This is a genomic window from Spirillospora sp. CA-108201 (genome assembly GCF_050936235.1).
GTDB lineage: Bacteria > Actinomycetota > Actinomycetes > Streptosporangiales > Streptosporangiaceae > Spirillospora.
Genome location: NZ_JBNJNE010000001.1, coordinates 1,223,554 through 1,243,713 on the forward strand (window position 1 = coordinate 1,223,554; position 20,160 = coordinate 1,243,713).

Genomic DNA, 20,160 nt, shown 5'->3' on the forward strand with positions numbered 1-20,160 from the left:
CTCGCCGCCGTTCCGTCAAGACCCGGGGAGGGTCAGGGCGCGGTGGCGATGAAGGCGGAGTTGCCGAAGCCGACCTCGTCGCCGGGCCGGACGCGGGCCGGGCCGGTCAGCCGGTACCCGTTGACGCGGGTGCCGTTCATCGAGCCGAGATCGGAGATCATCCAACCCTCGTCCGCGCGGAGCAGCTCGGCGTGGAACCGGGAGACGGTGAGGTCGGTGAGGATGAACTGGCAGGCGGGTGCGCGGCCGACGACGATGCGGCCGAGCTCGGGCGGCGGGAGCACGAACCGGGGCAGCCGCGGCGCCCGCCACGCCGCCTCGATCCGCGCGGTCGCCTGCGAGACCGAGGAGATGATTCCGGTCAGCCGGTTCACGACGCGGTTGGAGGCCGGCAGGTCGTGCACGATGTCGGCCAGCTCGGCCTTGCTGCGCGCCTGCAGCACCTGGTCGACACGGCGCTCGAACGTCTCGTTCGACATCCGGCCCTCGGCCACGCGGTCGCTCAGGACGCGCAGCACCCGGTCCCGTTCCGTGTCGGACGCTCTCACCGGGAATGAGGGCTGACCGTCCATATCCGTGAGTATCCAGTCCCCGTCGTCGGCTGTCCAGAAAGGCCCCAGGGGCCGAGGGCGGGCGATCGCCCTCACCCGCCCTCCACCTTTTCGACGCCGCCCCGTCCCCGGAAGTTCGCGGACGGGGCGGCGGCCTCGCGGGTGCGGGAGCCGGACGCCGGGGCGCTCAGCCCGACAGCAGGTCGCGGGCGATGTGGGTGATCTGGATCTCGTCGGTCCCGGCGTAGATCTGGAAGGACTTGGCGTCGCGGGCGAGCTGCTCCACGCGGTACTCGCTCATGTAGCCGTTGCCGCCGAACAGCTGCACCGCCTCCTGCGCGACCTCGCTGGCCGCCTGCGCGGCGTACAGCTTCATCGCCGACGCCTCCGCCAGGGTGGGGGTGCGCCCGGCGCGCTGCATCTCGATGTGCCGGAACACCAGGTTCTGCACGTTGAGGCGCGCGACCTCCATCTTGGCCAGCTTGAGCTGGATGAGCTGGAAGTCGCCGATGCGCTGCCCCCACAGCTCGCGGGTCTTGGCGTACTCGACCGACAGCTTCAGGCACTCCTCGATGACGCCGAGGGCCATCGCGGCGACGCCGGCGCGCTCGGTGACGAAGTTCTGGCGGGCCGACTCCTTGCCGCCCTGCGAGCCGGAGGCCAGGAGCCGGTCGGCGCCCGCGCGCACATCGTCGAGGAACAACTCGCCGGTGGGGGAGGAGTGCAGCCCCATCTTGCGCAGCGGCTTGCTCTGCTCCAGGCCCGGCATGCCCCGGTCGAGGACGAGGGTGAGGATGTCCCGGTCTCGCGGGGCGCGCCCGTCGTCGAGTTTGCAGTAGAAGACGATGGTGTCGGCGAAGGGGCCGTTGGTGATGAAGGTCTTGGCGCCGTTGATGACGTACTCGTCGCCGTCCCTGCGGGCGGTGGCCTGCATCCCGCCGAACGCGTCCGACCCGGAGTTCGGCTCGGTGATGGCCCAGGCGCCGACCTTCTCCATGGTGAGCAGCGGGAGCGCCCAGCGCTCCTTCTGCTCGGGCGTGCCGCGCTTCATGATCGTTCCAGCGGCGAGGCCGAGCCCGACGCCCATCGCCGAGACCAGGCCGGGCGCGACCTTGCACAGCTCGATGACCGGCAGCATCGACATCGCCGCGTTGCCGCCGCCCGGCCGGTCGTCGCCGGAGTCCCGGTCCGGGGCGTCCCCGCCCCCCTCGCGTTCCCGGGCCAGCCGGGCCTGGAAGGACGAGCGGGCCATCTCGTCCATCCCGAACGTCTTGTAGAGGTTGCGGAGCAGGTCGTAGGGCGGCAGTTCGCCCGACTCCAGCGCGTCCAGGTTCGGGCGGACCTCCGCGTCGATCCAGCCGCGCACCGCGTCCCGGATCATCAGGTCTTCCTCGGACCACTCGATCATGCTCTGTTCCCGCCCTCTCGACTCCCGCCGGGTACCGGGGCCCATCCAAGCAGAGTCTGAAAGCGAGCGCTTATTCGGGGCCGCTAGCCGAGACGGACGACGTCGGCGAGGACGCCGCCGTCCGCCGTGATCCGGTCGGGGGAGGGGCTGTCGTAGACGACCAGGAGGCGGGTGCCCGGCCCGTCCAGCACGGCGACGCCCTCGGCGTGGTCGTCGCCGTCGCCGTGGGGCAGCTCGCCCAGCACCTCCAGCTCGTCGGCGGTGACGATCCCGCCGGCGTCGGCGAGGGCCGCGCCCGGCCACCGCACGAGCCGCACCGGGCCGTCCAGGTCCATGCTCGGCCCGGTGAGGACGAGCAGGTCGTCGCCGTGCGGGCACAGGTCGCGGACGCCGAGGCCGCCGAGGTCCAGGAAGTGGGTGCGGTAGGGCTCGCCGTCGTCGCCGACGGGCAGCGCCCGCAGGCGCCGCGGGTCCCTCGGGTGCGGGCCGGGGCGGATCTCCACCAGCACCGCCCAGCCGCGCAGCACCGGCCCGCGCAGCCCGATGTAGAGGCGGTCGCCGTGCACCGCGACGCCCTCGATGTCCAGGCCGTTGTCCTTGCTCGGGATGGACAGGAAGGGCGCGAGGTGCGGGTCGTCGGCCAGCAGGTCGGCGACGGAGTCCTTGTCCAGGCCGAGGACGGCCGCGGTGCGGTCGCCGTCCTCGGCGACCGCGGCGGGCAGCCCGTCGTCGCCGGTGACCAGGGGGATGCGGGCGAGGACGTAGCGGTTGTCCTCGCGCAGGACGGTGGCGAGGCGCTTGCGCGCCTTGGCCTCGCCGTTCCCCGGCTTGATCTTCTTGCGCTTGAGGCTGTGCGAGCCGATCGCCCACAGCCACCCGTCGGCGCGGGCGAGGCCCTCGATGTCGGCCTCCTCCTCCGCCCCGGCCGGCAGCGGGACGAGGTCGGCGAGGGCGACCGTGACCTGCCCGCCGTAGCCGGTGACGCGCCCGTCCGCGCCGGTGACGGCGGTGAGCCGCTCGACGGTGGCGGTCTCGTCGCCCGCCACCCACAGGCAGCGGCCGTCCTGCCGCACGGCGGACAGGTTGACGTGCGTCTCGGCCTCACGGCTCTCCTGGTGGAAGCGCAGCTCCACCCGGCGTTCCACGATCATTGGGGAATGCTCCCACAGCCGCGCGACCCGGGTGACGCGCGGACCGGCGCGCGACGGGCCCTCAGACGTCCCAGACGACGTCGAGCCGCTCGGGCTTGCGGAACACCAGCCCGTGCGGCCGGGCGGGCCGGGCGGGATCGAGCCGTAGCCCGGGCAGGCGGTCCAGGAGCGCGGTGAGCGCGGTGCGGGTCTCCAGCCGGGCCAGGTGCGCGCCGAAGCAGAAGTGGGGCCCGTGCGCGAACGCCAGGTGCTCGGCGGCGTTGCGGCGCCGCACGTCGAAGCGGTCGGGATCGGGGAACACCGAGGGGTCGCGGTTGGCGCCGGCGATCGAGACCCGCACGAGGTCGCCCGCCCGCACGTCCGCCCCGCCGAGCGCGGCGTCGCGGGCCGCGTACCGGTCCACGACCGAGGCCGCGGGCTCCAGGCGCAGCGACTCCTCGATCGCGGCGGGCAGCAGCTCCGGGTCGTCCAGGACGAGCCGGAGCTGGTCCGGGTGCCCGAGCAGGTGCAGCGCGGCGTTGGCGATCATCCCCTCGGTGGTGTCGATGCCGCCGAACATCAGGATCGCGGCGCCCGCGACGACCTCGCCGGTGCGCAGGTCGGCGCGGGCGGCCTCGGCCAGCAGCGAGCCGGCGCGGGCCGCGGAGATCGCCTCCTCGACCGCCGCGCGCAGCAGCCGGTACGCCTCGTCCGAGCGCGCGGGCGCCGCGCCGCCCGCGGTGATCGCGGACACGGCCTCCACGAAGGCGCCGTACCAGGAGCGGACCGTCGCGGCGTCCACCCCGTGCAGCCCGAGGGCCTCGGTGACGACCGCGACGGCGAGCGGCCCGGCCAGCTCCCCGCGCAGCTCGGCGCGGCCCGCCGGCGCCAGGGCGCCGACGAGCCGGTCGGTCTCGGCCCCGACGAACGCGGTGAACCGCTCCCGGGTCCGCGCCGGCCGGAACGGCCGGGCGAACGCGTCGCGGTGCCGCGTGTGGACGGGGCCGTCCAGCGACAGCATGCTCGGCCCGACGACCTGCGCGGTGGAGAAGCGCGGGTCGTCCACGGTGTAGGCGGCGGCGTCGCGCATGACCTCCAGCGCCGGGGCGCGGGCGGTCACCAGCCAGCCGCCCAGCGCGGGCAGCCAGGAGACGGGCTCGCGCTCGTGGAGCCGGGCCAGGTGCGGGTGCGGGTCGTCCTCCAGGGCGGCGGCCGTCACCGAGGCGCCGAGCGGGAAACGGGAGGTCAGGTCGAGGGTCACCCGTCCCAGCCTATTCCGTCATGTTTCGGATCTACAACGTAAAGGCGTCGGCCGCGGCGGCTCAGGCCGTCTCGGACCGCTGCCGCCACCACTCCCGGCCCCGCTCCGGCAGCGTGTAGATCGGGTCGTGGTACTCGTAGCGCCGGGTCAGCGCGTCCGGGTCGGACAGCTCCAGGCCGGTGCGGTAGTTCTTCGTCCAGTAGGAGATGCCGCGCTCGCGGTCGTAGTCGGCGAGCTGGTGCACCCACCGCTTGCCGACGTAGGGGACGTCGCAGACGATCCGCGGGGTGGCGAAGCCGGGCAGGTAGCCCATGATCGCGTGCTGGAGCTCCTGCGCCTCCCAGACCGCGAGCCGCCAGTGCTCGCTGCTCGGGATCATGTCGCACATGTACAGGTAGTACGGCAGGATCCCGGCCTCGTCGAGCAGCGCGAACGACAGGTCCAGCAGCGCCTCGGGCGTGTCGTTGACGCCGCGCAGCAGCACGCCCTGGTTGCGGACGTCGCGGATGCCGGTGTCGAGCATCGCGCGGGCCGCCTTGGCGACCAGCGGCGTCACCGACTGGGCGGCGTTGACGTGGGTGTGGATCGCGATCTGCACGCCGCGCGCGTTCGCCTTGGCGGCCAGGCGCTCCATCCCGGCGCGGACGTCGTCCTGCAGCCAGTGCTGCGGCAGCCCCATGAGCGCCTTGCTGGCCAGCCGGATGTCGCGGATGTTGTCGATGTCCAGCAGCGAGTCGACGAACGACTCCAGCCGCGCCCACGGCATGTTGGCGACGTCGCCGCCGGAGACGACCACGTCGCGGACGCCGGGGGAGCGGCGCAGGTAGTCCAGCATGGCGCCGAGACGGTCCGGCGGCTTGATCGTGAACTTGTGCTTGTCGACGTTCGGCGTGGAGTTGCCGACCAGGTCCATGCGGGTGCAGTGCCCGCAGTACTGCGGGCAGGTCGGCAGGAGCTCGGCCAGGACCTTGGTGGGGTAGCGGTGGGTGAGGCCCTCGACGGCCCACATCTCGGCCTCGTGCAGCGAGTCGCGGGAGGCGTGCGGGTGGGACGGCCAGTCGGTGCGCCGGTCGCTGAACACCGGGAGCATGTAGCGGCGCACGGGATCGGCGTAGAAGGCCTCGGTGGAGGAGGAGTCCATCGTGTTCAGCATCTGCGGCGGCAGCAGCATCGACATGGTGGCGCGCTCGGCCTGGTCGCGTTCCAGGTCGGCGTAGAAGCGCTCGTCGAGCAGGTCGCCCATGAGCCGGCGCAGCTGGCGCACGTTCTTCACGCAGTGGGCGCGCTGCCACTGCGCCGACTCCCACTCGGCCTCGGTGACGTCCCGCCACCCCGGCAGGCGCCGCCAGTCGGGCTCCACCAGGGGCCGGCGCCGGTAGGCGTACGGCTGGCGCGCGGCCTCCTCGGACCGGAGGGAGTCCGGGTGCAGGGCAGTGGTCATCGTCGACCGCCTCCTAGCCTCACATTGATCGCATAAAAGTCTTGTGTACCGCCGACGTTACGGGAAGACTTTCGATGAAACCAGGGGTGCCCTGGATATCTTGCGTAACACCACGCGATGTTAGGAGAAAGGCGGCATGGCGATGACCGGAGGCGGGACGGGGACGGCGGTCGGGCTGCACCGGGTGCTGGAGCCCGCGGGTGTCCTGCCGCAGGCCGCGCTCCGGCTGGACCCGGACCCGCGGATCCGGCCGGACGAGGTGCGGATCGGCGTCGAGCGCCTCAACCTGGACGCCGCCTCCTACCGCCAGCTGCACACCGCGCACGGCGGCGACCCGCACGCGATCCGCGCCGAGGTGCTGCGGATCATCGGGGAGCGCGGCAAGATGCACAACCCGGTGACCGGGTCGGGCGGCATGCTCGTCGGCGTGGTCGAGGAGGCCGGGCCCGACTCGCCGCTCGGCCTGAAGCCCGGCGACCGCGTCGCGACCCTGGTGTCCCTCACCCTCACCCCGCTGGCGGTGACCGACGGGCTGGCCGAGTGGGACGGGCGGTCCGAGCAGGTGCCGGCGCGGGGCCACGCGATCCTGTTCGCGCGCTCCATCGCCGCCGTCCTGCCCGGCGACCTGCCGGTGCCCCTGGCCCTCGCCGTCATGGACGTGTGCGGCGCGCCCGCCCTCACCCACCGCGTCGTGTCGGCGCGCGGGAACGGCCCCGTGGTGGCGGTGCTGGGCGCCGCGGGCAAGAGCGGGTGCCTGTCGCTGGCCGCGGCCCGCCGCGCCGGCGCCTCCCGGGTGATCGGGCTCGTCCCCACCGCCGAGGAGGAGGAGCGGCTGGCGGCCTCGGGCCTGGCCGACGCCGTCGTGCGCGCCGACGCCCGCGACCCGGTGGCGGTCGCGGCGGCCGTCGGCGAGCCGGCCGACGTCACCGTGGTGTGCGTGGACGTTCCGGGCTGCGAGCACGGCGCGATCCTCGCGACCGCGCCCGGCGGCACCGTCGTGTTCTTCTCGATGGCGACCTCGTTCCCGGCCGCCGCCCTCGGGGCCGAGGGGCTGGCCGCCGACGTCACGATGCTCATCGGGAACGGCTACGTCCCCGGCCACGCCGAGACCGCGCTGGAACTGGTGCGGTCGGAACCCGCCGTGCGTGCGCTGTTCACCTCCCGGACCGGCGCGGATTCGGCAGAATGAGCGGAAAGATCCCGGCCGTGGCGGGGACCGTCCGATCATCGAGGGAGAGAGCATGGCGAGCATCACCGAGGAACTGCGCGGACGGGACTCGAAAGAGCGCCAGGCGCAGATCGTCGACGTCCTGGTCGACGCGTTCTCGGACCTGATGGAGCGCAGCCCCGCCGAGTTCCGCCGCCGCTTCCGCAAGATGGCCTCCGACCCGTTCGCGTTCTACCGGGGGAGCGCCTGCCTGTTCTACGCCGACATCGCGCACGACGACGACCCGTGGGCCGACGAGCGCACGTCCCGCGTGTGGATCCAGGGCGACCTGCACGCGCAGAACTTCGGCACCTACATGAACGACGACGGCGTCTTCGTCTTCGACGTCAACGACTACGACGAGGCCTACGTCGGCCACTTCACCTGGGACGTCAAGCGGCTGGTGGCCAGCCTGGCGCTGCTGGCGTGGCAGAAGGCGATCTCCGACGCCGACATCCGCCGGCTCATCGAGGCCTACGTGCGCGCCTACGTCGACCAGGTCCGCAAGTTCGCCGCGCACGAGGGCGACGAGAAGTTCGCGCTGACGCTCGACACCACCGACGGCTACGTCCGCGACGTGCTGGTCGCCGCGATGGGCGGCACCCGGACCGGGCTGCTGAAGGGCATGACCGACGTGTCCGGGCCCGAGCGCCGGTTCCGCGACCGCCCCGGCGTCCGCCGCCTCGACGACGCCGAGCGCGCCGAGGTCGAGGCCGCCTACGAGGAGTACCTGAAGACCATCCCGACCGAGAAGCGGTTCGGCAGCCTCACCTACGAGATCAAGGACATCGTCGGCGCGTCCGGGTTCGGCATCGGGTCGGCCGGGCTGTCGGCCTACAACATCCTCGTCGAGGGCAACACCCAGGCGCTGGAGAACGACGTCATCCTGTCGATGAAGCAGGGCAACGTCGCCGCGGCCAGCCGGGTCGTCGACGACCCCCGCATCCGCGAGTACTTCCAGCACCACGGGCACCGCACCGCCGTGTCGCGGCGCGCGCTGCAGGCCAACAGCGACCCGTGGCTCGGCCACACCCGCATCGACGGCGTCGGCTACGTCGTGCAGGAGCTGTCGCCCTACGAGGAGGACCTGGACTGGAGCGGCCTCACCGAGCCCGAGGACATGCTGTCGGTCCTGGACGACCTGGGCCGCGCCACCGCCAAGGTGCACTGCGTGTCCGACACCGACTCCGACCACACCCTGGTCGGGTTCCAGGTCGAGGACGCCATCGACGCGGTGATCGGCCCGGACGAGTCGGCGTTCGTGGAGGCCATGGTGGCGTTCGGCACCGAGTACGCCGAGATCGTCCGGGAGGACCACACCTACTTCGTCGACGCGTTCCGCAACCACGAGATCCCCGGCCTGTAGGTCGGTCTGGGCCCGCCGGGCGGGTCGGGAGCAGCACGATGCCGTCGTGGCGCCGCTGGTCGGCCGGCGGGGCCACGACGCCGTCGTCGAGGGTGCGCGACGGGCTCTCCGCCAGGCCGTGGGCGGAGAACGCAGGGGCGGCGCCCGGCGGGAGCATCGCCGACGCCTGGGGGTACCCGGCCGGGTGCTCGTGGTCGGACGTCCCGAGCGGAGGCCCGCGGGGGTCGGCGAAATGCCGCGCGGCGCCTTCCGGTAGGGCGGGCCGCGGCGGGGAGTGGCCCGGCACTCGCCGTCTCACGCCGCGGCGTCGCCGGTCGCAGACCAGGCACGGGCACGTGGCGAACCGCGCGGCGTCCGACCTCCGGGCGATGGCGTCGGGCCGGGCCGGCGCCTGACCGCGGCGACCGCGCCTGCCGGGGGGCGGGCGCGGTCGCCGCGGTGGGCGCCGGGCTCAGTGCGCGAAGGCGATGGCGGTGCCGGCGCTGATGACGACGGCGATGACGACCAGCACGAGCGAGGAGCGCAGCGGGTCGCGGCGTGGCGGCAGCGCCTTCTTCGGGCGGGGCGCCGTGTGCGCCCGGACCGGTGCGGGCTTCACGGGCTTCTCGGCCTTCTCGGGCCGCGCGGGCGGCGCCGGTTCGGGCCGGGACCGCGGGGGCGGTGCCGGCGCGAGGGCCGCCGGCCGCGGCTTCGGCGCGGCCGCCGGCGGGGGCGGCTCGGGCGCCGGGGGAGGGGGAGGCGGCGGCTCGGGCGGCGGCTCCGGCGGGGTCTCCGGAGGCGGCGGGGGTTCGGGGGTCTCGGGCGGCGGCTCCGGCGGCGGCGGGGGGGGGGAGGTGTCCGGCGGGTCGCAGCCGTCGGCGGGGCCGCCGCCGATCTCGATGTCGATGCACACGCTGATCTCGGGCGTCGGCACCGGGTCGGCGTGCGCCGCGGCGGGCAGCCCGAACATGACGGCGGGCAGCGTCAGAGCGGGCAGCGTCAGCGCCGGCAGAGCACGCACCGGCAGGGCGCGCACCCGCGGAGCGCGGGCGGGTAGGGGGCGGGCCGGCCGCGCCTCGGCCGGGACGGCGGTGGGCGGGGCGGCGGGGCGCGGGCGCATCAGCCGCCCCCCGCGATGCGCTGCAGGTCGGCGTGCAGGCCGGTGAACGCCTCGGGCCCGACGGCGAGGGCGCCGCTGAACACGTGGGAGATGTCGACGGTGAGGTAGGCCCCGGCGGCGAGCAGGGCCGCCATCAGCGACAGCGGCACCAGCGTCATGCCGCGGGGGCGGGCGCCCGCGAGGAACGGCAGCAGCAGGACCACGACGCCGGTGACGAGGGTGACGGCGAGCAGGCCGGCGGGCGGCGTCGTCCGGGCGTCCATGGCGCGCTGGCGCCGCGCCGCGGAGATCTCGCCGAGGTGGTCCAGGACGGCGCTGCGGGCGTCCTTGGCCTCGTCGGTGCCGGCCTGGACGGCGATGACCTCGCGGCGCAGCCGGTCGAGGTCGGTCCAGCCGCGGGAGCTGAGCCGGCCGTTCTTCATCAGCCGCCACTCGGGTCCGCGGACGAGTTCGACGTAGGCGATGAGCCCGTCCTGGACGCGCCGGGCGTCGGCGGAGGGGAGGCGCTGGGCGGCCCAGTACGCCTCGGCGACCGCCTGGCTCTCGGTGTAGGTGTTGGAGCGCGCGGAGTCCGCCGTCGTCCACGGCACGATGATGGCGATGGCGAACGCCAGCAGGAACAGGGCGGAGAGCATGGCGCCGGTGTGGGAGGAGGTGGGACCGTCGGGGGCGGCGTCGTCCACGGTCCCCTGCGTTCGTCGTACCAGCCGGCTCGCCACGATGACCACGCCGACGGCGCAGGCCGCGGCGGCGAAATAAACGATCATGCCCCTCCCGGAATCGGTCCGTCAATAACCAGGGGTGAGCATAGCTTTACCCTGAGTCGTCAGGGGATGTGTTGTCGTGGACCGTCACCTGGGGGTGAGATGACCGCTCGGAGGGGGAAGATGGGGCTGGCCGCCGACGGAAGGTGGCGGAGATGTGGTGGTAGTTCTTGTGGAATGCGGTGTTCGTGCCGGAAGATCTCCCGTAGAGAACTCGGTATGAAGGATGATTGTCGGTACCGGCCTGAGAGGGGCGGCTGCGTGAGGGGAGACGGCAATGGCGCCGCAGGGAAAGCTGGACCTCGATCCGGAGGCGGTGCGCACCGCCCGGCGCCTGGCCGCCCGGGCCGCCGAACCCATCATCGAGATGGCCCGCTCCCACACCACCGTCTCGGTCGAGCGGGCGCTGCTGCGGCTGGCGGGCCTCACCGGCGCCGACGATGAGGGCCGCCCCTGGGCCAACCATCTCGCCGACGCCGTCCGCGACCAGGTCGGCCTGGAGCACGGCCTCGCCCTGCCGGTCTGGGACGCGCTGCTGACCGGCCCGCACGGCTCCCTCGACGACCTGGCCCGGGCCGCCGCCTGCGGGCGGGTGTCGTTCCGGCTGCCGCGCGGCGCCGACGCCGGGCACGCGCGCAAGTCGGCCGGCGAGGCGGCCCGCGGCGGCATGGCGCGCATCGACCGGCGCCGCGCCGAGCGCGACCGGCTGCTGGCCGAACTGCCCACCCCCGACCGGGCCGAACCGGCCCGGCCGCTGGTCTACCTGATCGTGGCGACCGGCGACATCTACGAGGACATCCCGCAGGCGCAGGCCGCCGCCCGCGAGGGCGCCGACGTCGTCGCGGTGATCCGCTCCACCGGGCAGTCGCTGCTGGACTTCGTGCCCGAGGGCGCCACCCGGGAGGGCTACGCCGGCACCTACGCCACCCGGGAGAACTTCCGGCTGATGCGCTCGGCGCTGGACGACGTCTCCCGCGAGCTCGGCCGGTACGTGCGGCTGACCAACTACGCCTCCGGGCTGTGCATGCCGGAGATCGCGACGCTCGCCGGGCTGGAGCGCCTGGACATGATGCTGAACGACTGCATGTACGGCATCATCTTCCGCGACATCAACCCGCGCCGCACGTTCATCGACCAGCGGTTCTCCCGGCAGATCCACGCGCGCGCCGGCATCGTCATCAACACCGGCGAGGACAACTACCTCACCACCGCCGACGCCGTCGACGCCGCGCACACCGTGATCGTCAGCCAGCTGCTGAACGAGCGGTTCGGGCACGAGGCCGGCCTCGCCGACGACCAGCTCGGCCTCGGCCACGCCTTCGAGATCAACCCGGCGATCCCCGAGTCGTTCCGGATGGAGCTGGCGCACGCCCAGCTCGTCCGGGAGCTGTTCCCCGGCGCGCCGCTGAAGTACATGCCGCCGACCAAGCACATGACCGGCAACATCTTCGCCGGCTACCTGCTGGACGCGTTCTTCAACCTCGCCGGCGTGATGACCGGGCAGTCGATCATCCTGATCGGGATGATGACCGAGGGCATCCACACCCCCTGGCTGTCGGACCGCGACCTGGCGCTGGAGAACGTCCGCTACGTCCGCGACGCCTGCGGGAACCTCGCCGAGGACTTCATGCCCCGTCCGGACGGGATGCTCGTCCAGCGCGCCAAGCAGGTGCTGTCGGAGTCGGTGGAGCTGCTGGAGCGCATCGCCGACGAGGGGCTGCTCGACGCCATCGCCGAGGGCACGTTCGGCATCACCCGCCGCCCGCCCGACGGGGGCAAGGGCCTGGACGGCGTCGTCGAGCGCGCCGACGGCTACTTCAACCCCGCCATCGAGATCCTCGACACCGAGGACCCGCACGCCGCCCGCTCCACCGCCGCCGACCAGGAGGTGTCCGCATGACGGTCGAGAGCCCCGGAACCGGTACCGGGACCCAGGCCCCCGCCGAGCCCGCCGACACCCGGCAGGTGATCCGCCCCTACGGCGACACCACCGGCGACGGCATGGTGCAGATGTCGTTCACCCTGCCCATCCCCGCCGGCAAGCGCGCCGAGGCCGCCGCGCTGCAGCTCGCCGGGAAGATGGGCCTGGACCCGGCCAGCGTCGTCCACGCCAAGCCGATGGGGCCCGACTTCACCTTCTTCATCGTGTACGGCAAGGTCCGGCACCTCATCGACTACGCCTCCATCCCGGTCCCGGAGGAGCGCGCGTACCCGCTGCTGTCCTCCCAGGAGGTGAACCTGGCGATCCGCGAGGCGCTGAACCGGCGGCTGGTGGTCGTCGGGGCCTGCATCGGCACCGACGCGCACACCGTCGGGATCGACGCGATCCTCAACGTCAAGGGGTACGCGGGGGAGAAGGGCCTGGAGTACTACCGGGAGATCCAGGTCGTCAACATGGGCGCCCAGGTCACGGTCGAGGAGCTGGTCGAGCGCGCCAAGGCCGAGAACGCCGACGCGGTCCTGGTGTCCCAGGTCGTCACCCAGCGCAACGCCCACCTGCACAACACCAAGCAGATGGCGGGGGCGTTCCACGCCGAGTACCCGACCGCGGTCGCCGGGGGCATGGGGCGGCCCCTGCTGGTCGTCGGCGGCCCCCGCTTCGACACCGTCACCGAGGCCGACCTCGGCGTCGACCGCATCTTCGGCAAGGGCACCACGCCCGCCGAGGTCGCCAGCTACCTCGTGCACGCCCTGCTGCCGGGCGAGCACCGGCCCACGACGATGGAGGAAGAGTGAGCGACCCCCGCGAGGGACTGGCCGTCACCCACCGCCGCTACATCCCCTACTCGCACGCCCACTACGCCGGCGACCTGGTCGACGGCGCCTACGTGCTGGGCCTGTTCGGGGACGTGGCCACGGAGCTGTGCATCCGCACCGACGGCGACGAGGGCCTGTTCGCCTCCTACTCCGACGTGCAGTTCCGCGCGCCGGTCCGGGCCGGGGACGTCCTGGAGACCACCGCCGTGCTGGCCCGCGCCGGCACCCGCAGCCGCGTGATGGACTTCGAGGCCCGCGTGGTGTGCCGGGGCCGCCCCGACAAGGGCGAGTCGGCCGCCGAGGCGCTGCCCGAGCCGATCGTGGCGGTCACCGCGACCGGGACCGTCGTGGTCTCGCCTCCGGGAGGCTGAGCGGCGCCCGCGATCGAGGTCCGCGGCCGAGCGGTGGCGGCACAGGGCGTCCGGCGAAATCGCCGAACGCTCTGATCATGGTGCTGAGCTGGGATAACGTGGAGTAGCCGCAGAACATGCGGCGGTTGACAAGGTGGCGGAAGCCGGTAGTTTTGCTGCAGTCCAGCACGGGACTCACCGATCGGCCGCCCGAGGGGCCGCCGGGCGCCGCGCCGCGACGGGGACGGGGATCACGCGAGTGGTCGCCATCGTGCCCGCCCGAGCCAGCGCGGTGATCCGGGGCCGTGTCCGGGCGGAGCCGTCCGATCGCGCGGGGGGTTGGACCCGGGAAGGGCCCGGACATCCAGTAGAAAACGGAGCCTCGTTCTCACCGCCTGTGGGACGACTCCGGCCCGACGGATGTCGCGGGCCCTCTTCCGTGCCCGGACCCCGGGCCCGGACCGGCGTGCCCCGCACCTGGTGAACCGCCCGCCTCCGCCGCGGCCCGGCCCATGGTCGCCGCGGGCGCCCGGTGCCGGTAGCGTTCCGGCTAGGGACCCTAGTGAACGAGGTGGGACGTGGCCCAGGAGACCCTCCCGGACCGGTCGCCGGCGGCGGGGCCGGGCGGCGAGCCCGACGCCGGAGCGCCGCGCGGGCGGTTCGGCCGCCTGCGCCGCGGGCTGCGCTCGGGCGGCCGCGCGGGCTGGCCCCGCACGCTGCTGGCCGCGGCGTCCGGGCTGCTGATGTGGCAGGCCTTCCCGCCGTTCGACCTCACGCCCCTCGCGCCCGTCGGCGTCGCGCTGCTCACCCTCGTGCTGCGCGGCCGGGCCGCCCGCACCGGCGCCTGGCTCGCCTTCGTCGCCGGCGCCGCGTTCTTCGTCCCCGCGCTGGAGGGCATCTCCCGGATCGGCCCGGACGGCTGGATCATCCTCAGCCTCGTCGAGGCCGCCTACTTCCTGCCGCTCGGCGCCGGGATCGCGGTGGTCACCCGGCTTCCCGGCTGGCCGGTCTGGACGGCCGCGCTGTGGGTCGCGGAGGAGCTGATCCGCGGCCGCGTCCCCTTCGGGGGGTTCCCCTGGGCGCGGCTGGCGTTCAGCCAGACCGCCACCCCCCTCACCCCGTACGCCTCCTTCGGCGGCGCGCCCCTGGTCACGTTCCTGACCGCCCTGGTCGGCGGGCTCCTCGCCTGCGCCGCCGTGGCCGTCCACCGCGCCCGGTCCCACCGCGCCCGTCCTCCGGCCGAGGACGCCGAGGCGCGGCCCGGGACGCGCCGGGCCCTGGTCCCCGCCGCGGTCAGCCTGGCCGCGGTCGGCGCCGTCGTCGGCGGCGGGCTGCTGATCCCCACCCCCGCGAGCGGCCGCCCGGTCACCGTCGCGGTCGTCCAGGGCAACGTGCCGCGCCTCGGACTGGACTTCCAGGGCCAGCGCAAGGCCGTGCTGGACAACCATGTCAAGGCCACCCACGAGCTGGCCGAGCGGGTCCGCGCGGGGCGTCTGGCCAGGCCCCAGCTGGTGGTGTGGCCCGAGAACGCCAGCGACCTGGACCCCTACGCCGAGCCCGACGCCTACAACGCCATCGACGGCGCGGTGAAGGACATCGGCGTCCCGGTCCTCGTCGGCGCCCTGACCGACACGCCCGACGGGGAGAAGGTCGAAAATCGCGGCATCGTCTGGGACCCCCGGACCGGCCCCGGCGACTACTACGTCAAGCGGCACCCCGTCCCCTTCGGGGAGTACCTGCCCTTCCGCGACGTCCTGACCAAGCTGATCACCCGGTTCGAGCGGATCCCCCGCGACTTCGCCAAGGGCGACCGCTCCGGCGTGATGCGGCTCGGCCCGGTGGACATCGGCGACGTGATCTGCTTCGAGGTCGCCTACGACAAGGAGGTTCGCGACGTCGCGCGCGGGAATCTGCTGGTCGTGCAGACCAACAACGCCACCTACGGCAAGACCAGCCTGCCGCCTCAGCAGATCGCCATGTCGCGGCTGCGCGCGGTCGAACATGGTCGTACGATCTTGGTAGCCGCGACGAGCGGGATCAGCGCCATCGTCGCTCCCGACGGCCGTATGGTCGACCGGTCCCGGGAGTTCGTCCCCGCCGTCCAGGTCGCGGCCGTCCCGGCGCGGACGGCCCGGACGGCGTCGGACCGGCTGGGGGAGGCGCCGGAGTGGGCGCTGGCGCTGCTCGGGCTCGGCGCGGTCTGCGCGGCGGCATGGACAGCCAGGAAGAACGAGGGGAATTGACGCCGATGGAGATCCCAGCCGGGCTCGGCCGGGTGCTCGTGATCATCCCGACGTACAACGAGCGGGACAACATCGAGCGCATCGCCGGGCGGGTGCGCGAAGCCGTCCCGTCGGTGGACGTGCTGGTCGTCGACGACGCCAGCCCTGACGGCACCGGTGAGGCCGCCGACGCGATGGCGGCCGAGGACGAGCAGATCAAGGTGCTGCACCGGCAGGGCAAGGAGGGCCTCGGCCCCGCCTACATCGCCGGTTTCCGGTGGGCCGCCGAGCACGGGTACGACGTCATGGTCGAGATGGACGCCGACGGCTCCCACCAGCCCGAGGAGCTGCCGCGGCTGCTGTCGGCGCTGGAGGACGCCGACCTGGTCATCGGCGCCCGCTGGGTGCCCGGCGGCCGGGTCCGCAACTGGCCCAAGCGGCGCGAGGCGCTGTCGCGCGGCGCCAACACCTACGCCCGCGTGATGCTCGGCATCCCGCTGCACGACTCCACCGGCGGCTACCGCGCCTTCCGCGCGGCGACCCTGGAGAAGATCGGGCTGGAGGGGGTCGACTCGCGCGGCTACTGCTTCCAGATCGACCTGGCGCTGCGGGCCGTGCGGCAGGGGCTGCGCGTGGTCGAGGTGCCGATCACGTTCGTCGAGCGCGTCCACGGCACCAGCAAGATGAGCCGGGACGTGATGGCCGAGGCGGCGCTGCGCATCACCCAGTGGGGGATGAACGACCGCATCGGCAAGCTCCGCGATCCGAACTGAGACGCGTCCGGGGCGCGCGCGGGGGAAACGAACGGGGCCGGCCCGGCGTTACGCAGGGAGAGGCTTTCGACGACCCGAAGATGGAGCCATGCTGCCGCTGCTGATCGTCCTGGCGTTCCTGCTGGTGCCGGTCCTGGAGATCTTCGTGCTGATCCAGGTCGGCGAGGTGATCGGCGCCTGGCCCACGATCGGCCTGCTGATCGCCGAGACCGCCCTCGGCGCGTGGATCGTCCGCCGGGAGGGCCGCCGCGCGTGGCGGGCCCTGCAGGAGACGGCGCGGCGCGGGGTCCTGCCCGACCGGGAGGTCGCGGACGCGGCGCTGGTCATGGCCGGCGGCGTGCTGCTGCTGGTGCCCGGCTTCGTCACCGACGTGGTCGGGCTCGTGTTCGTGCTGCCGTTCACCCGCCCCCTCGTCCGCCGCGTTCTGTCGGCGTTCGCGGCGCGGCGGATGCGGGCCGCGGAGGAGCGCGCCGCGACCATGTTCCCGCCCGGCGCCGCCGGGTTCGACCCGTTCGGGCGCGGGTCCGGCCCCGAACGGGTCGGGACCCCGCCGGGACCGGTGGTCCGCGGCGAGGTCGTCCACGACGACGACGCCGCGGACACGGCCCGCCGCGACGACGGCGACCGGACCTCGCGCGCCTGACCGTCAGGCGTCGCGGGCCACGAGCACGGCGCCGCCCGCCAGCAGCGCCGCGGCCGCGTAGGCGGCCAGCACGCCGAGGCCCGCCCACGGCCCGATCGGCAGCCGGTCCACGTCCCGCGTCGCCTGGACCGCCAGCCCCGCCGTCATCGGCGCGGCCCTCTCCAGCCGCTCCCGCCAGGCCTCGTCCCCGACGAGGCGGACGGCGACCGGCACGATCCACAGCAGCGCCAGCACCGCGCCGATCGCCGCCGCGGGCTCGCGCAGGACCGTCCCCGCGCCCAGCGCCAGCAGCGCCACCAGCACCAGGTAGAGGACGGTCCCGGCGGCCGCGCGGGCGGTGGGGCCGTCGGCGGGCGACAGCGGCGGGTAGCCGTTCGCGGCCGTGAAGCCGTTGCCGGGCAGGACGGCCCGCCCCGCCGCGAGCGAGGCCAGCACCCCCGCCGTCCCGCCCGCGGCGACGATCCCCGCCACCACGGCGGCCTTGGCGGCCAGCACGGTGGTCCGCCCCGGCACCGCCGCGAAGGTCGCGGCGATCGTCCCCGCCGCGTACTCGCCCCCGACCGCCAGCACGCCGAGGACCACCGCGGCGACCTGCCCCACCTGCACGCCCGACAGCGCGAGCTTCGGCGTGTCCTCCAGGCACCCGGCGGGCGCCGTGCAGTGCGAGGTGTCGACCGTCCCGGTCACCGCCGCGCCGACCGCGGCGACCAGCACCGCCAGCGCCGGCGCGAGCAGCGCCGTGCTCGGCACCGTGCGCAGCTTCGTCCACTCGGCGCGCAGCGCGTGCAGGCCCGTCCATGTCCGTCCGGTCATGCGTCGCGCCTCCGCACCAGCCACGCGGCGGCGGCCAGCGCGGCCGCCGCGTACGCGCACAGCACCCCGAGGCCCGCCCACGGGGCGATCGACTGGTCGAAGCGGTCGACGGTCCGCTGGATCGCGAACCCGGCCGCCGGGGTGAGGCGCTCCAGCCACCGCGCCGCCGACAGCGGCAGCCCGGTCGCCACGATCTGCGGGACGAGCAGGAGCAGCAGCACGACCGTGATCGCGGGCGCCCCGCGCCGCATGATCACCGCGACCGCCAGCGAGAACACGGCGATCACGGCGAACAGCGCGCCCGTGCCGGCGACCGCGCGCAGTACCGCGCCGTCGGCCAGGGACGGCGCCGCCAGGCCGTGCGCGCGCTCCACCGGCCCGGCGAGCAGCACCGAGCCGAACGCCGCGGCCAGCCCCGCCGCCAGCGACGCCAGGCCCGCCACGACCGCCTTGGCCGCCAGCACCCGGCCGCGGCGGGGGGCGGCGGCGAACGTCGTGCGCAGCATCCCGCGCCGGTACTCGGCCGTCACGAACAGCACCGCCAGGGTCACGATCGCCACCTGTCCGATCAGGGCGCCGGAGAGGGTGGTCCTGGTGACGTCGTCGGCGAACGCGTTGGGCCCGATGTCGCCCACGCCCTTCAGCGCGATCGTCCCTCCGGACCCGGTGCGGCCGTCCAGGGACGGGTCGGCCGCCGGCCCGCCGGGGGCGCCGCGGTCCCGCCACGCGGCGCCCGGCTGCGCCGGGGCCACCGCCACCTGGTCGAAGGTCGCCCGCGTGGCGGAGGGCTGCCCTGAGACGCTCTCCCCGCCGAACATCCTGCGCACCTCGATCTCGTCGGGCGCGGCCACGAACACGCCCGCCAGGGCCGTCCGCGGCAGTCCCGCCAGCCGGACGGATCCGACGCGGCGCCAGTCGCGGCCGTCGGCCGAGGCGTAGCCCGTGACGGCCGTCCCGGCGCGGGTCAGCTTGAGCCAGCGCGGCACGGCGCCCGTTCCCCCGCCGGCGCCGCCGTTCTCGTAGCCGCTCTGGAGGCGGACGCCGTGGCCCGGCGTCACCGCCAGCGCCGCGTACGGGGCGCCTTCCCGCGTGCTTCCCCTGACCATGAGGCCTGCCTTGGCCCACGCGCCGCCGCCTTCCTGGGAGGTGACGCGCGCGACGACCGAGCCGTCCCCCGCCAGCGGCCGGTAGGTGTAGTGGCCCAAGTCGACGATCCGCAGCCGCGCCGGGTCGGGCGGCCGTCCGCCCGACCCGGTGGACTGGCTGCCGGCCGCCGCCAGCAGCGCGACGAGCACGGTCAGCAGCACCGACGCCGGCAGGGCCAGCATCCAGCGGCGGACGGTGCGCAGCTTGGTCCATTCGGCGACCAGGAGCCGGCCGAACCCGTCGCGGGCCTGGTCCTGCACCGTGCTGCGGTAGGCCGCCACAGCGGTCTCGGGGGCGCTCACCGGGGCCCCTGACCGGGCGTGGCCTGGAACTCCACCGCGTCCCGGGTCAGCTCCATGTAGGCCTCCTCCAGCGACGCGCGGTGCTCGCCGATGCCCGTGAACGCCGCGCCGGCCTCGGTGAGCACCGCGACCACCCGCTCGGCCGGCAGCCCCGTGACGGTGACGGCGTCCGGGCCGGACGCCGTCACCGTGGCGCCCGCGCGGGCCAGGGCGGTCATCGCCTCCCGGCGCTCGGCGGTGCGCACCTCGACCCGGCCGCCCGACGCGGCCTCCAGCAGGTCCGCGACCCGGGTGTCGGCGATCAGCCGGCCCCGACCGATCACCACCAGGTGGTCGGCGCCGCCCTCCAGTTCGCCCATCAGGTGGCTGGAGACCAGCACCGCCCGCCCCTCGGCGGCCAGCGACCGCAGCAGCCCGCGGATCCAGGCGACGCCCTCGGGGTCCAGGCCGTTGACCGGCTCGTCGAACATCAGCACCGGCGGGTCCCCGAGCAGGGCCGCGGCGATCCCGAGCCGCTGCCGCATGCCGAGGGAGAACCCGCCCGCCCGGCGGCGGGACGCGCTCTGCAGCCCGGTCAGCCCGATCACCTCGTCGACCCGCCGGGCGGGCAGCCCGTTGGCGTGCGCGAGCCACAGCAGATGGTCGCGGGCGCGGCGGGCCGGGTGGAGCGCGGACGCGTCCAGCATCGCCCCGAGCCGGCACAGCGGGGCCCGCAGCGACCGGTAGGGCCGGCCGCCGACCAGCGCCGTCCCGCCGTCCGGCCGGTCCAACCCCATGATCATCCGCATGGTGGTGGACTTGCCGGCGCCGTTCGGGCCGACGAACCCGGTGACCTGCCCCGGTCCGACGGTGAACGACAGGTCGTCCACGGCGAGAGTGGGCCCGTAGCGCTTGCGCAGGCCCCGTACTTCGATGGTTGCCTCCATG

The 20,160-nt window shown here is 74.5% G+C and carries 18 protein-coding genes and 1 pseudogene; 8 read left to right on the forward strand and 11 right to left on the reverse strand.

Annotation, left to right across the window (positions count from 1 at the left end):
- Positions 1–32: 32 nt before the first annotated feature.
- From ACQEU6_RS05845 to ACQEU6_RS05865, 5 genes are all read right to left on the reverse strand, one after another.
- The gene (locus tag ACQEU6_RS05845; RefSeq protein ID WP_499329562.1) at positions 33–572 is read right to left on the reverse strand and encodes an FHA domain-containing protein; all 540 of its coding nucleotides are present in this window, start codon (positions 570–572) and stop codon (positions 33–35) included.
- A 166-nt stretch (positions 573–738) separates the two neighbouring features.
- Positions 739–1,959, reverse strand: a complete 1,221-nt coding sequence (locus ACQEU6_RS05850; protein WP_499329563.1) for an acyl-CoA dehydrogenase family protein — start codon at positions 1,957–1,959, stop codon at positions 739–741.
- Positions 1,960–2,042: 83 nt separating this feature from the next.
- Complete coding sequence (locus tag ACQEU6_RS05855; protein ID WP_499329564.1) at positions 2,043–3,110, reverse strand: DUF3616 domain-containing protein; 1,068 nt, start codon at positions 3,108–3,110, stop codon at positions 2,043–2,045.
- 61 nt (positions 3,111–3,171) lie between these two features.
- The gene (locus tag ACQEU6_RS05860) at positions 3,172–4,350 is read right to left on the reverse strand and encodes a cytochrome P450 (RefSeq protein WP_499329565.1); all 1,179 of its coding nucleotides are present in this window, start codon (positions 4,348–4,350) and stop codon (positions 3,172–3,174) included.
- 61 nt (positions 4,351–4,411) lie between these two features.
- Positions 4,412–5,791: a KamA family radical SAM protein gene (locus ACQEU6_RS05865; protein WP_499329566.1), complete on the reverse strand. Its 1,380-nt coding sequence runs from the start codon at positions 5,789–5,791 to the stop codon at positions 4,412–4,414.
- Positions 5,792–5,927: 136 nt separating this feature from the next.
- Here ACQEU6_RS05865 and kdd point away from each other — a divergent pair, with 136 nt between their 5' ends.
- Positions 5,928–6,980 carry an L-erythro-3,5-diaminohexanoate dehydrogenase gene (gene kdd / locus ACQEU6_RS05870; RefSeq protein WP_499329567.1) on the forward strand — a complete coding sequence of 351 codons (1,053 nt, stop codon included), beginning with the start codon at positions 5,928–5,930 and terminating at the stop codon, positions 6,978–6,980.
- A 52-nt stretch (positions 6,981–7,032) separates the two neighbouring features.
- The gene (locus ACQEU6_RS05875) at positions 7,033–8,364 is read left to right on the forward strand and encodes a DUF2252 domain-containing protein (protein ID WP_499329568.1); all 1,332 of its coding nucleotides are present in this window, start codon (positions 7,033–7,035) and stop codon (positions 8,362–8,364) included.
- A 112-nt stretch (positions 8,365–8,476) separates the two neighbouring features.
- Here the strand turns inward: ACQEU6_RS05875 and ACQEU6_RS05880 are convergent.
- The 3 genes and pseudogenes from ACQEU6_RS05880 to ACQEU6_RS05890 form a co-directional block, all read right to left on the reverse strand.
- Positions 8,477–8,734, reverse strand: a pseudogene (locus ACQEU6_RS05880) (SpoIIE family protein phosphatase); the annotation flags it as partial.
- Positions 8,735–8,815: 81 nt separating this feature from the next.
- Entirely contained in the window at positions 8,816–9,463 is a 648-nt protein-coding gene (locus tag ACQEU6_RS05885) for a hypothetical protein (RefSeq protein WP_499329569.1), read from the reverse strand.
- Entirely contained in the window at positions 9,463–10,230 is a 768-nt protein-coding gene (locus ACQEU6_RS05890) for a bestrophin-like domain (protein ID WP_499329570.1), read from the reverse strand. Before ACQEU6_RS05890 ends, ACQEU6_RS05885 begins: the two co-directional genes overlap by 1 nt.
- A 274-nt stretch (positions 10,231–10,504) precedes the next feature.
- Here ACQEU6_RS05890 and kamD point away from each other — a divergent pair, with 274 nt between their 5' ends.
- The 6 genes from kamD to ACQEU6_RS05920 all read left to right on the forward strand — a co-directional run bounded on the left by kamD (position 10,505) and on the right by ACQEU6_RS05920 (position 16,972).
- On the forward strand, positions 10,505–12,127 hold the full coding sequence (gene kamD, locus ACQEU6_RS05895) for a lysine 5,6-aminomutase subunit alpha (RefSeq protein ID WP_499329571.1): 1,623 nt from the start codon (positions 10,505–10,507) through the stop codon (positions 12,125–12,127).
- The gene (gene kamE / locus ACQEU6_RS05900; protein ID WP_499329572.1) at positions 12,124–12,963 is read left to right on the forward strand and encodes a lysine 5,6-aminomutase subunit beta; all 840 of its coding nucleotides are present in this window, start codon (positions 12,124–12,126) and stop codon (positions 12,961–12,963) included. The genes kamD and kamE overlap by 4 nt, the downstream gene beginning before the upstream one ends.
- The gene (kal, locus tag ACQEU6_RS05905) at positions 12,960–13,355 is read left to right on the forward strand and encodes a 3-aminobutyryl-CoA ammonia lyase (RefSeq protein WP_499329573.1); all 396 of its coding nucleotides are present in this window, start codon (positions 12,960–12,962) and stop codon (positions 13,353–13,355) included. Before kamE ends, kal begins: the two co-directional genes overlap by 4 nt.
- A 557-nt stretch (positions 13,356–13,912) precedes the next feature.
- The gene (lnt, locus tag ACQEU6_RS05910) at positions 13,913–15,577 is read left to right on the forward strand and encodes an apolipoprotein N-acyltransferase (RefSeq protein ID WP_499329574.1); all 1,665 of its coding nucleotides are present in this window, start codon (positions 13,913–13,915) and stop codon (positions 15,575–15,577) included.
- Between the two features lie 5 nt (positions 15,578–15,582).
- Entirely contained in the window at positions 15,583–16,329 is a 747-nt protein-coding gene (locus tag ACQEU6_RS05915; protein ID WP_499329575.1) for a polyprenol monophosphomannose synthase, read from the forward strand.
- An 88-nt stretch (positions 16,330–16,417) separates the two neighbouring features.
- Complete coding sequence (locus ACQEU6_RS05920) at positions 16,418–16,972, forward strand: FxsA family protein (protein ID WP_499329576.1); 555 nt, start codon at positions 16,418–16,420, stop codon at positions 16,970–16,972.
- Positions 16,973–16,975: 3 nt separating this feature from the next.
- On the opposite strand, the gene ACQEU6_RS05925 is transcribed toward ACQEU6_RS05920, so the two are convergent.
- The 3 genes from ACQEU6_RS05925 to ACQEU6_RS05935 are packed head-to-tail and all read right to left on the reverse strand — an operon-like array spanning position 16,976 to position 20,159.
- Positions 16,976–17,785, reverse strand: a complete 810-nt coding sequence (locus tag ACQEU6_RS05925) for an ABC transporter permease (protein ID WP_499329577.1) — start codon at positions 17,783–17,785, stop codon at positions 16,976–16,978.
- Positions 17,782–19,233 (reverse strand): DUF1349 domain-containing protein, encoded by a 1,452-nt coding sequence (locus ACQEU6_RS05930; RefSeq protein WP_499329578.1) that lies wholly within the window; start codon positions 19,231–19,233, stop codon positions 17,782–17,784. The genes ACQEU6_RS05925 and ACQEU6_RS05930 overlap by 4 nt, the downstream gene beginning before the upstream one ends.
- Positions 19,230–20,159 (reverse strand): ABC transporter ATP-binding protein, encoded by a 930-nt coding sequence (locus ACQEU6_RS05935; protein WP_499329579.1) that lies wholly within the window; start codon positions 20,157–20,159, stop codon positions 19,230–19,232. The genes ACQEU6_RS05930 and ACQEU6_RS05935 overlap by 4 nt, the downstream gene beginning before the upstream one ends.
- Position 20,160: the final 1 nt, after the last annotated feature.